This window comes from Candidatus Neomarinimicrobiota bacterium, from assembly GCA_017656425.1.
Classification (GTDB): Bacteria; Fidelibacterota; UBA2242; order UBA2242; family B5-G15; genus JACDNV01.
The window spans coordinates 18,228-31,619 of record JACDNV010000003.1; the positions used below are offsets into that span (position 1 = coordinate 18,228).

Genomic DNA, 13,392 nt, shown 5'->3' on the forward strand with positions numbered 1-13,392 from the left:
CCTCTTAGATATATTCCTTAGGCTCTTCAATACCGTCAAGCACTCTGAATACACTTTCCGCCAACGCCTTCATCTCGAACTCCCCGGGTAACAAAACTACTTCTGAGATAAAATCCACTCTTTCCTTTATCTTATTTATAATATATTCTGATTTTGCCATGCCACCTGTTATAATTATTGCGTCAATATTTCCTTTTAGCACAGTAGCCATAGCACCGATCTCTTTTGCAACCTGATATATCATTGCGTCCACAATTAATTTAGCATATTTATCACCACTAGATATTCTATTGAGAATCTCCTTAACATTACTCGTACCAAGATAGCCCTTCAATCCACTCTCTTTTGAAAATTTTTTTTCTAACGATTCTTTCGTGTATTCACCAGAAAATGCTAAATTCAGAATTCCGGCAGTTGGCAATGCACCAGCTCTCTCAGGAGAAAAAGGTCCCATACCAAGTAAAGCATCGTTACAATCAACAATCACACCACAGTCGACAGGCGCTATAGTTATACCACCACCCAGATGCGCCACAACAAATCGCACCTGGTTAACCGATTTCCCCATATTTTTTGCCACTTCTCTCGCACATGCCAGTACGTTGAGTACATGAGCTCTCCCCTTTCTCTCAATCTCTGGGACTCCAGAGATTTTAGCCTCCAGCAACATATTTTCAAACGTAACAGGATCAGCAATAAAAGCAGGGATATTATACTTTTTTGATAGTTCATCTGCTAAAATAGCCCCCATATTACTGGCGTGAAGGCCATAACGACAGGACTTCAGGTCATTAAGCATTTTATCATTTATTTTATATACACCACTTTTAACTGGTTTTAAAAGACCACCCCTGCCAGCAATACCAATAAGCCTGTAATTCCCTCCTAACCATTCCTTAAGTTTTTTATCAATAACATTCTTTCTATAAGGTATCTGATCCATAATATTATCGATTATCTTACCAATGGAATTCAGTGTATGGTCAACACATTCTTCCTTTTCAGAACCGTTTCTCGAAAATAAAGCTACTTTAGTTGAGGTGCTTCCTGGATTTACAACCAGTACAACCTCTTTCATTATCTACTCCTTTACAAAATTCTTTGTTAAAAATCTTACATAGGGTATATTACAAGTACAGTGCCATTTGAACTATCGAAATGATTTATTATTTGCATATATTAAACTTGAAAAAATTAATTCTCAAAATAGAAAAAATTTATAATTTTATTTTTAATTGTATAAAAAGGGTTGGTAATGAATAAACTATACTTTGTATCAGATGCCCATTTTTTAAATTTGCCTGATAAGAATAACTATAGCGAAAAAAAGTTTGAGGAGTTAATAAATGAAATAATAAAACAAAAAGGGGAGCTTATAGTAATTGGTGATATATTCGATTTCTGGATAGAATATAAATACTTTATGCCCAAATATTACTTCAACGTACTACACAGTTTGAAAAAAGCAGCCGAAAATGGAGTAAAAATTCACATAATATGTGGCAACCACGATTACTGGCATCTTGATTTTTTTAAGAGATTTGTAAACGCAGAGATATTCAGAAATGAAATGACAATATCTAATGAAGAAAATTTATTTTACATAACACATGGAGACGGCGTGTTAAAAAGCGATAGAGGATATAGAATCATTAAACCACTTATGAGGAACAGGATACTTATAAAACTATTAAAATGCATTCATCCAGATATAACAATGAAAGCTGTTAATCATATCTCTAACTATCCAAGAAATAATTATAAAAACCACATCCTGACTCACGAAATGAAGGCAGAATTAATAGAATGGGCGAAGGAAATTGCTAAAGAAGGATACAAATATATTGTAATTGGTCATTATCATACACCCTTTATTAAAGAGATAGAAAAAGATAAATTCTTAATTTGTATAGGAGATTGGCTAAAGCATTTTACCTTTGGTTACTATGATGACAAAAACTTTTCACTATGCTACTGGGATAAAAAAAACCATAATTTTTCCTTGACAAAATAGAGGGAATAATCTATTTTCAATAAGGTAAAAAAATGGCAGAGTTGAATATGATTAGAAAATACTTTTATTCGATTTTAATAATAACATCATCTATTATTCTTTTTAATTGTGCATCTCAGACAAAAACAATCAATGAAAAATATATTGAGGAGCTTCGAGTAAAATATAATAAAGGAAAAATAGAAACTATAAGAGAATTAATATCTATTTTTAAAAATAAAACCCTGCCTTATGAGGTTAGATTGAAAGCCCTTAAGGTACTATCTGAGACAGGTCATCCCGATGCAGAAGAGGCAATAAAGAACTTTATTGCCAGATCCAGCGATATTGATTACAGGCTTTTTAACAATGCCATTGAAATAATAGCTAAAGATGCCTCAACAGAAAATATAGAAACCATATTAAATGGAATAAACTCCGCTAATGAAAAATATATTCAATCCAGAACATCTACTTTAAATAAACTTTCGACAATACCACCAGAAATAAATATAGAGATAATTTTAAAACTATATGAAGTTGAAAAGGAAAATTACTTGAAAATGCAACAATCATTATCCACTTTATTGGGCAGGATTGATGATAAAAAAGTTATACCAATACTTATTGACATCGCGAAAGACCCTGAACTTGATTTTTCCACTAGATCCCTTGCAATTGAAATTTTAAGCAAAAAGAATCATCCGGAGGTAACAAGAGCATTCATAGATATGCTTCATAATCCAGAAACCCAATTAAAATTTAGAGATTTCGCTTTGACTACTCTGGAAGAGATACCATCATATCAGATGATATATGCACTGGCTGATCTTTACAGGAATGAAAAAAGCAAATACCTTCTTCTTCTTGAGAAATTAACAGAAAGCACAAAAGATGTAACAGATACCACAATTGTACCGGTATTAAAAGACATAGCAATCAGTGAAATATACCCTTACAAGGTGAGAGAAAATGCCATCAATTCATTAACAAAATTCAGAGACAAATATATCTGCCTTGAGCTGATAAAACTTTTAGAAGAACCAAAAAATTATATTCTATACAAACCGATCTATAAAATGGCAAAAGAAATTGGTGATAAAGAATTGTTAGATAAACTGAGAGAGACAGAGCTAAAAACTCAAAAAGCAATATATCAGGGTAAGAAATGATAAGAAAATTATTCTTCATTATAATACTTTCTCTACTGATATCAGTTGTATATTCTCAGCAAAAAAAGGATGCTTCTGAGAAACAATTCTTTGAAATTAAGAAATCTATCGAGGAATTAAAAAAAGAGATGGAGCTACTAAGAGAAAAAGTGTACGAAATTGAAATAGAAGCTTCTGATTCCAGATTAAAAGAAAAAGTGAAAAATATCCTTAATCTTCCTGAAATAACTAATACAATCATTCTTAAGAACGGAAGTATTATCAAAGGTAAATTAGTAAAAGAAGATATCGATAAGGTCATAATACAGACAAATATGGGCTATCTAACTTTGTATAAGAGGGATATCGAGCAGATAACAAGTGCAGATTATAAAGAAGCAAAGCTCATATTTTCAGGTCCTGTGGAGGAGCTTGTATATAAAAATAGAATTGAATACAATGGAAAGATAAAAAATATTGGTTTGAGAAGAGCTGATTTCCCCCGAGTTATTATAGAGGCGTATGATGAAAAAGCAAATTTAATTGATGCAGATACTACATACCTCGAGGGAAGACCATTTATATATAAAACTGGAGTACAAACAGACTGCACAATATATCCAGAAGAGGAATTACCATTTAAATGTATTATTTACACTCCCGAGGGCAGGAAATACAGCCACTATATAAAAAAAGTTGAGTGGGAAGAATTCGAATAAATAGAACACAAAGTAACCCAGGATGAAATTTATTGCCGACAATATGCTCGGTAAATTGGCAAAATATTTAAGAGCACTGGGATACAATTGCATATACCCTCCACCTGAAAATATTGATAAAATAATAGAATACATAAAGAAGGAAGACCGAATATTCATTACAAGAAGCAAAAAATATACAGGTCAAATAGAAAAATCAAACATTGTGATACTATACTCGGATAAAATAGATAAGCAGATTTTGGAGTTACGTGAAAAAGTAAAAATAAGTTATGATCCGGAGAAGCTATTTTCCCGATGTCTTATTTGTAACATTGAGATTTTTCCTGTAGAAAAATTAGATGAGAAAAAAAATATTCCTCGAAGAGTCTTTGAGTATTTCAAAGAGTTTTATAAATGTCCTCAATGTAATAGAATTTACTGGATGGGTGGACATACAAAAAGAATGACAGAAAAAATTGAAAAGATTTTTAAAACTTTAAAATAATAGATAAATATTTCCATATAACCCGAAGAATTGTTAAACTATAATTGAAATGAGATTTAAGTTACTTTTAAAGCCAAAAGAAAATAAAATAATCATCCCGTTTAATCACAACAGGTATATAATAGCGTATTTATACGGTATTTTTAAAATGTTACAGAAAGAAATAAAACAGAAAAATGAAACTGGATTACTGCCAGTTATTATGAAAAACCTTAAATACTTCACCTTTTCAAGAATCATGATCCCATTGAGAAAAAGAATAGGCTCAGGATTTTTGATGAAATGTAACAAAGTTCATTTTTTTACATCCCTAATGATACCTGAAAACTTTGTTGAAAGGATATTAAATTTTTTCAAGTCATCCATTTTTTATCTCGGGCATCCATCGCGGTCATTTATTGTGGATGAAATAAACGTAATTAATGAACCAAATTTTGAAAATTTCATGAAATTCAGGACATTGTCACCCATTAAAGTCTCTGAGAAAATTAGAAAATCATGGGGTGTAAAATACCTCTTACCTGGAGACAACAGCTTGAAGAAAAGAATTAGGGAAAACATAGTTGCAAGGTACAAAAAAATATTTGGACATGAACCAGAAGATAAAACCTTTGAATTTGATATTGATAAAGAATATTTAGAATCAATTGGTGGAGTAGAAAAGATAACAAGACTAATAACAATAAAAAACTGGCGTAATAAAGAATTAAAGATAAAAGCATTCGATGCACATTTTACGCTACGAGGCAACCCTGAGTTAATTAAACTTGCATATATAACAGGAATTGGTGAAAGTAATCATCTCGGCTTTGGAATGATCCAGCAGATATAATCAGGTATCCCAACATACTTTTCTTGAAAAACAAATTTTTCGGAATTATATTCAGTGAATATGAAGATACTGGTAATTCACGGACCAAACACTCCACTTATTGGCAAAATAACCGCAGGAACAGACAAAAGGCTAACACTAGATAAGATAGACAAGTCGCTTCGTTCTAGGTCTAAGGAACTTGAATTAGAAATAAAAATATTACAATATTATAATGAATCCAAAATTGTAAAGATTATTAGCCAAAATAGAAACTCCGTCAATGGTATTTTAATCAATCCTACATCGCTATCCCTCACGTGCTATTCAATAAGGGAAATTATTTCGATTACAAAAATCCCAACCGTTGAAGTAATTTTGAAAGAGTTCCCTTTCTCTAACGAATACTATAAAAAATCTGTTCTAAAAGAAGTTGTATCGGACAGAATTTACGACTCTGGAATATATGCTTATATAAAAGGGTTAAATTCAATTTATAAAATTATTATTTCAAAAAAATAGTGAGGGAAAAAATGAAGAAAGTTTTATTATGTGGTTTAATATTAACTCGGTTGTTATTTTCATATACTGGTGAGGTTGAAGAAAGTATAAAAACACCAGGAAATTCTCCAACAGGACTCGCCTATGATGGAAAAAATCTATGGCTCGCTGATAGAGGTTTGAATAAAATATTTTGTATTAATACCATAACAGGTAAAGTTATCAAAGAAATCCCATCCCCGTCCTATTGGCCTATGGGTCTTGCATGGGATGGGAAATATCTTTGGAATGCAGACTGGAAAACTGGGAAAATATACATGATAGATACAAAGAGTGGTATAGTCAAAAGGGCAATCGATACTCCAACACCAAGCCCACGCGGTCTGGCATGGGACGGTAAATACCTATGGCTTGCAGACAACGCAGAAGATAAGATAATTAAAATAAGTCCATCTGATGGTACCACAATTGTCGAATTTGATGCACCCGCAAGTGACCCAAGAGGACTTACATACGATGGGAAATACCTCTGGATCGCGGATAGAATTCAGGACGAGATTTACATGATGAGTCCAGATAATGGTGAAGTTTTAATTGTCTTTGATGCTCCTGGACCATTCGCAAGAGGTCTTGCATTTGATGGTAATTCCATATGGGTAGCTGACTACCAGAACGACTATATATACAAATTAAAAATAAGAGACGGTATAAAGTTCATTAGAGAGGACCAGAGAGAATCCATAGTTACTTTTACGCACTTAATAAGAAATTTTGGTCCTGGAAGAATCCTGAAAGCTGAGGTACATATCGCCCTCCCAAAAGATAGGGATAATCAGGAATTGGTAAGCGAAAATGAATACATAACAGAGCCAAAGGACTTCGTTACTGATCAATGGGGACAAAAAACCGCATACTATTTATATACAAACATAAATCCAAATGAAGTAGTAAAATCAATTATAAAATACCATGTTAAGGTATATGCGGTAAGATATTTCATATATCCTGATGAAGTTGGTACATTAAAAGATATTCCAAAAGAAATAAAAAAGAAATATACGGTAGACAATGACAAATATCAGATAAATCATCCTGTTATAAAAAAAGCATTAAATAAAGCTGTTGGCGATGAGCAAAACGTTTACTGGATAATAAGAAAAATATACAGGTATGTACTGGATCACATGTATTATGAACTTTCTGGAGGATGGAATACTGCCCCTACTGTCCTTAGTAGGGGAAATGGTTCATGTAGTGAATACAGTTTTGTATTCATTTCACTTTGTCGCTCTGCTGGTGTACCCGCAAGATATGTCGGTTCTGTCGTGGTAAGGGGAGATGATGCAAGCATGGATGATGTATTCCATAGATGGGTTGAAGTATATATGCCTGGCTATGGATGGATCCCGATAGACCCATCTGGTGGAGACAAACCATCGCCAAGAGAGCAGGCGCTCGGTTTCGGGTATCTTCAAAATAGATTCCTTATAACAACAGAAAGTGGAGGAAACTCTACCACTCTAAGCTGGTATTATAATTCCAACGAGTTTATCGAAACCGAACCAAATACTCATTACGAGGTCGAAACAATTGCCGAATGGGAGCCTGTCTTTAAGTAGAGAGAATATCAGATAAAATTTTATTAAATACCTTTATATCGAGGGGTTTTGCAAGCCCATAATCAAATCCGTAATGTTCAGGATAAGCAATAACTGGATCGTCTGAATATCCCGAAATTGCAATCGACCTTACATTTTTGTCAATATTCTTAATAATTTTCAAAACTTCCTTGCCACCCAATCCACCAGGGATAACCAGATCCAGAATTACAACATCAAAGGGCTTACCTTTTTCCCTAGCGTCCTTAAATTTTTCAATTGTTTCATCACCGTCACTTGCTGTTTCTACCTCAAGACCAAATATTTCCAGAATATCCCTTAAAAAATTCCTGACCTCATCCTGGTCATCCATAACCAGAACTTTTCCGCTTAAATTTTCAATAGATTGCTCCTTTTTATCTTTTCTCTCTTTTGCTTCTTCTGTTATAGGAAGGTAAACACGAAATTCTGTCCCCTTACCCACCCAAGACTCAACTGTAATTGTACCACCGTGCTTCTTTATAATAGCCCAGGACGTAGCAAGACCAAGACCACTACCCTTTTCCTTAGTTGTGTAAAATGGTTCAAATATTCTATCAATCACACTTTCTGGAATACCTATACCTTCATCCCTAAAACAAATTTTAATATAATCACCGTATTCCAAGTTTCTTATTTCATTATCCTTATTAACATTTTCAACTGTCACATCTATATATAAATTCCCTCCAAGCGGCATAGATTCTTTTGCATTTGTTGTTATATTCATAATTACCTGGCTAATCTGATCAGTATCAATTTTGACATTCGGCAAATTTTCTGGTATATTTATAACTGGTTTTACCTTTGTACCAGCAAGACAGAAGGTTACGTTATCCTTTATTATATCTCCAATTGATTCAACCCTGAGAACAGGAGCCCCTCCTTTTGAAAATATCAGCAACTGTCTCGTGAGACTACTTGCCCTTTCTATTGCTGCCTCCGCTTTATTTAAGTAGCTATAGCCTGATTGATTCTTACTCAAATTCATCTTAGCTAATGTTACATTTCCCAAAATAGCCGAAAGGATATTGTTAAAATCATGTGCTATTCCACCTGCCAGTAACCCAATAGATTCCATTCGCTCAGAGGTTATTCTCTCGGACAAGAGTTTATTAAATTCTGTCATATCACGGATTATAATTAAGAAAGCTGGCTTCCCATTCCAGTTGAATCTCGATACTGTAATGTCAAGATATAGAAATCTTTTATCTTTTGAATATGCTCTCAATTCCAATTTTATCGGAAAATTTACCAATCCTTTACTTATCCTATCCTGAAGCTCCGATAACTTTCTGAATTCCTCTTTTGGTAACATATTCCCGTAATTTATAGTATTTCCAAGAAGCTCATCTATTGAATAGTTCGAAATATTCTCTACTGCTTTGTTTACAAGAACACACCTATCATTTTGCCAGACTATTATCCCATCATAGGAATTTTCTACTATGTTTCTAAAATTCTCTTCACTTCTTTTTAGCTCGGCTATCATATTTTGAGTCTCAGTTACATCACGGGCGACTACAACCGATCCTAAATATTTACCATTTACTATCATTGGTGACATCTTCGCAGAGAACCAACGTTTTCCCTCAGGAACCTCAAGTTCAAAATTAAAAGACTCAACCTCACCCACCCTGTTCTTCTTAATAGCTACATCAATTTTTTCAACCAGGCTGTGAGGTAATATCTCACTATAATTCTGACCAATAATGCTCCCAATATGATAAAGAAGATTCTTATCTCCAACATGTGCAAATGAAAACTTTCCGTCCTTATCTATAGCAAACACAAGGTCTACTATGGATGAGAGGATACTCTTTAGCTGAGCTTCCGATTCCACAAGTCTCTGTTCAATTTTCTTTCTCTCTGTAATATCTAATAATATTCCCAGTGATTTCACAACTTCACCTGTTTTTTCATCTTTTATAGGAATTGATGAATCATGTATCCATCTTCTCTTTCCCACATCATCGATAATTTCATAATCAACTTTAAATCTATCGACTTCTCCGGATTCAAATGCGTCTATTAGTCTTCGATAATCTGATGGGAGATTTTCATCCATAACCCTTACGCTCGAAACTCTTTTTCCAAATTCGTCAGCCTTCATTTCCTTTAATTCAAACCCAAGTATTTTTTTGTAATTCTCACCGAAAAATTCATATGTCTTACTAGGGTACTTCAAAAGATAAGGGATTGCACCAACATTCATAATAGCCTTTCTGTAAATATCATGAATCCACTTTATCTGATTCTCATACTCTTTGAGAGTAGTAATATCAGTTATAACACACCTTATCCCTACTACTGTATCATCTCTTTTAATTGATGTGGCGTATATTAGTGCTGGAAAAACTGAACCATCTTTTCTTTTTAATACATACTCAAAACTACATACTTTGCCACCTCTTAATACCTTTTTATAATCTCTCTTTACAACATCAGCATCAGGCTCACTAACAAATTCAAATACATTCAATCCCTTCTTCAAATCATCCAAATCATACCCAAACATCACAGTTGATATTTTATTTACAAATGTAATTCTGCCGTTCTTATCCGTTTCAACGACCACTACGGGAAGTAAATCAACCATTTCTTTAAATCTTCTTTCTGCAAATAGTATTCCTGAAATATCAATTCCCGAAGAAATAATAAACTCAAAATTTCCTTTCTCATCAGTCAAAACACTATTATTCCATAAAATTTCCTTTTTTGTACCTTTCCTGGTAATAATTGGACTAACATAGGTTTTGCTTAATAATTCTTCTCTTATTACTTTAAATACTTTCTCGATCTCCTCTCTATGATCTTCTGGAATAGCTATATCAAACCAGTTTTTACCCTTAATCTGCTCCTTCTTATAACCCAGAATCTTACACCCATTCACATTAATATCATATATGTTTGCATCTTTATCTAATATTAGCATGATACACCCTGCAGTCTCAAAAAATGCCCTGGCTTTCTCCATCTCCTGCTTCAATCTTTCTTCGTATTTCTTTCTCTCCGTAACATCTCTTGCCACTCCCTGAACCACGTTAATACTACCATCCTTATCAAAAATTGGGAAATTTACATGCTCCATCCAACGTATACTTCCTTTTCTATCAACCCATCTGGCCTGATATTTTTGCGATGACTTGGACTTTTCTTCGTGTATTTTTACAAGAATTCCTAAATCATCCTTATAAATAATTCTTTCCCAGACATCTGGATTATCATAAAATTCCTTCAGAGGAATACCGGAAATATCTTCAGCAGCTTTATTAATAAATAAAACTTTTGGTTGTGGTTTTACCTGGTATATATAAAATACATCCCTCGATGTTCTGGCAAAATCTTCAAATCGCTTATTTGTCTCTGCCAATTCCAGATGGTAAAGATCTCTCTCAATGGCAAGACCTATTATTTCAGCAAAAGAACTCAACAGATTCACCTCTTCTTCTGACCAGACTATTTCCTTTCTTTCACATTGATCAAAACCAAAAAATCCCCAAAGCTCCCCTCTAACAAATATTGGAACATTACATAATGATTTTACATTATGAGATTCAAATACTCTCCTTTCAGCCTCAGGGAAATCCTCCACAAATCCATATACAGTTTTACCTCTTTTAAATTTTTCTATCTCATCCATGAAACCATATTTTTCCATATCGAAATCCAGCAACTCGGGATAATCTTTTTGCAAAGTTATCCCTTTCTTCGCCCATTCATGAATTACACGTGTAAATAATCTGCCCTGTTTATAAAAAAACTGATAAATATATACTCTGCTAACATCTAGTGCTTCCTCAATCATTTTCAAAATATCAAGTATGTTTTCATCCCAACTGCGGGACTTTAGAAATACTCCCGAAGCGTCTGATATCAATCTTAATATTTTATTAATCCTTTTAATTTTTGCCTCAGCATTTTTTCTTTCAGTAATGTCATATAAAATTCCTCTTGAAGCTACTAGGTTGCCATCTTGCATTTCGGGTTTTACGGAAACTCTAGTCCACCTTATTTCCCCTTTTTTATTTTTCATTCTACATTCTACTTCACCAGGCAAACCCATCAAGACTTTACTCCTGAATTCTTTAATAACATTTTCCACGTCCTCCGGTTCTATGAATTCTACAAAATTTCTTCCAACAATTTCTCCAGGCCTAAATCCTGATATAGCTTCGATATTCGGACTTATATAGCTTATTTTCCCTCCCGGCTCTATTGAAAACACTATATCATTAATATCCTCGACAAGTTTTCTATATCTCTTTTCTCTCTCTTTTAACTCTCTTTCGAGTCGATATTTATGTAATCCCATTTCCATTATACTCAACAGTTCAACTTCTCTGAAAGGTTTCAATACAAACCCGACGGGATTTGATCTCTTTGCCCTCTCTATTGTCTCTTTATCACAATAACCGGTGATATAAATTATCGGTATATCAAAATTCTGCCTTATCTTATCCGCTATTTCAACACCGTCAAACTTCTCTTTGATGTGAATATCCAGTAGCGCAATATCTGGCCTATTTATTTTCGCTATTTCCATTGCACTCTTATAACTGGATGCTATACCCAGCACTCTATATCCAGCCTCTTTTAATATACGACTGATATCCTCAGCCGTTATTAAATCATCTTCGACAATTAAAGCTTTTAGACTCTTTGACATTTTTCTCTCACATAATTCTCAATTCTAATTAAAACCTAATAACTTACATAAATATTAATCAATTTTTGGAATCCTTATAGTGTAGGTCAAACCCTTACCACCTTTTACCTTCATAGTACCATTTAACCTATCATTAACAAACATATTAATCAATTTCATTCCCATTCCTGACTTACTTTTAAGCTTTTTTACATCATCAATACCAACTCCACTATCAGCAATTTCCATAACATAATCACCTTTCCCCCTTCTCTTTCTCAAAGATATCTTTATTTTTTTCTCTCCATCAAATCCAGGAGGAAAAGCATATTTGAAAATATTGGATATCAACTCATTCACCACCATTGCAATAGCAAGCGCTCTTCCAGTGGAAAACTCTATTTTATCCACTCTAACTTCAATTTCCACATCACCAGCTTTAAGAGAATATGCTCTATAAATCATGTTTATCAAATCATTTATCAGTATATCCATACGTAATAAACTTTTTTCCCCCTTTACACTCAACTTTTCATGCACTATCAGCATCGGATATATTCTATTTTGTATATCATTAAGTATCTCTTTTGTCCGAGCAGATTTAACATTTCTCTTATAAATGTTTATTAGACTGAAAATAAATTGCATGTTATTTTTCACTCGATGGTTTAGCTCTCTTAGCAAGGCTTCTTTATCATTTAATAATTTCCGGTATTCTTCCCTTATTCTAATATTATCTGAATCATCGAATACAAATCCATACAACTCCTGTCTATTGGCAACTTTCTTCACCTTAAAATCGGCTAATAACATTTTACCATCACATTCAACATTATCAAAAAATTTCTTGTATATACATAGAGTGTTATAAATTTTCCCCAGTTTTTCATTTTTTTGGGCGAGCTCTTTTAATGATTCATTAAGATATTTCTTTGTATTTATACCTATTTGATTAAAAATGTTACCCTTTAAAAATTTTATAAAACACTGTGAGTTAACATGGATAAAACCAACAGGGAATAGTTTCAGTAAATCATTAAATAACATCTGTTTATAATACGACAAATTATCATAAATTGAACCATCAATTATTTTCTTAATAGACTCTTTTAACTCTTCCATACCAGATTCACTCTTTACTATATAGTCTATAGCACCTCTTTTAAGGTATCCTAAAGCATTTTCCAGGCGGTTATCATTTGTAAAAATTATTATAGGAATATCGGAAAAAAACTCGACAAGTTTTCCAAAGCTCAACCACTCCACATTTTTATCAAAAATTATTAAATCCACATAACTTTTATTCCTTGACAGCTCATCGTAATTTGATAAAAATACGAGCTCAACAAAGTCATAGTCATTCAATATTTGATCCTTAAGCTTCATATAAAGGTCTTTCTCACAATCAATAAATAAAATTTTAAACATGTATCGCTCCACAGCTT

10 protein-coding genes are annotated in these 13,392 nt (G+C 33.1%); 7 read left to right on the forward strand and 3 right to left on the reverse strand.

Annotation, left to right across the window (positions count from 1 at the left end; translation table 11 throughout):
* Nucleotides 1-4: 4 nt before the first annotated feature.
* Nucleotides 5-1,078 carry a butyrate kinase gene (buk, locus tag H0Z29_02745; GenBank protein ID MBO8130417.1) on the reverse strand — a complete coding sequence of 358 codons (1,074 nt, stop codon included), beginning with the start codon at nt 1,076-1,078 and terminating at the stop codon, nt 5-7.
* A 177-nt stretch (nt 1,079-1,255) separates the two neighbouring features.
* On the opposite strand from buk, the gene H0Z29_02750 reads away from it, so the two are divergent.
* Genes H0Z29_02750 through H0Z29_02780 form a run of 7 tightly spaced genes read left to right on the forward strand, consistent with a single transcriptional unit; the run spans nt 1,256 to nt 7,281 of the window.
* Complete coding sequence (locus H0Z29_02750) at nt 1,256-2,014, forward strand: UDP-2,3-diacylglucosamine diphosphatase (protein MBO8130418.1); 759 nt, start codon at nt 1,256-1,258, stop codon at nt 2,012-2,014.
* 32 nt (nt 2,015-2,046) lie between these two features.
* Nucleotides 2,047-3,165: a HEAT repeat domain-containing protein gene (locus H0Z29_02755; GenBank protein ID MBO8130419.1), complete on the forward strand. Its 1,119-nt coding sequence runs from the start codon at nt 2,047-2,049 to the stop codon at nt 3,163-3,165.
* A complete protein-coding gene (locus H0Z29_02760; protein MBO8130420.1) occupies nt 3,162-3,863 on the forward strand; it encodes a hypothetical protein in 702 nt (233 codons plus the stop codon). Before H0Z29_02755 ends, H0Z29_02760 begins: the two co-directional genes overlap by 4 nt.
* Before the next feature lie 22 nt (nt 3,864-3,885).
* Nucleotides 3,886-4,350, forward strand: a complete 465-nt coding sequence (locus H0Z29_02765) for a Mut7-C RNAse domain-containing protein (GenBank protein ID MBO8130421.1) — start codon at nt 3,886-3,888, stop codon at nt 4,348-4,350.
* Nucleotides 4,351-4,399: 49 nt separating this feature from the next.
* Nucleotides 4,400-5,182, forward strand: a complete 783-nt coding sequence (cas6, locus tag H0Z29_02770; GenBank protein MBO8130422.1) for a CRISPR-associated endoribonuclease Cas6 — start codon at nt 4,400-4,402, stop codon at nt 5,180-5,182.
* Nucleotides 5,183-5,242: 60 nt separating this feature from the next.
* Entirely contained in the window at nt 5,243-5,683 is a 441-nt protein-coding gene (locus H0Z29_02775; GenBank protein ID MBO8130423.1) for a type II 3-dehydroquinate dehydratase, read from the forward strand.
* 11 nt (nt 5,684-5,694) lie between these two features.
* Nucleotides 5,695-7,281, forward strand: coding sequence for a transglutaminase (locus tag H0Z29_02780; protein ID MBO8130424.1), 1,587 nt, complete (start codon nt 5,695-5,697; stop codon nt 7,279-7,281).
* Here the strand turns inward: H0Z29_02780 and H0Z29_02785 are convergent.
* Nucleotides 7,274-11,968: a PAS domain S-box protein gene (locus tag H0Z29_02785; GenBank protein MBO8130425.1), complete on the reverse strand. Its 4,695-nt coding sequence runs from the start codon at nt 11,966-11,968 to the stop codon at nt 7,274-7,276. The two genes, H0Z29_02780 and H0Z29_02785, sit on opposite strands and share 8 nt — an antisense overlap.
* A 54-nt stretch (nt 11,969-12,022) precedes the next feature.
* Nucleotides 12,023-13,375, reverse strand: a complete 1,353-nt coding sequence (locus H0Z29_02790; protein ID MBO8130426.1) for a hypothetical protein — start codon at nt 13,373-13,375, stop codon at nt 12,023-12,025.
* Nucleotides 13,376-13,392 lie beyond the last annotated feature (17 nt).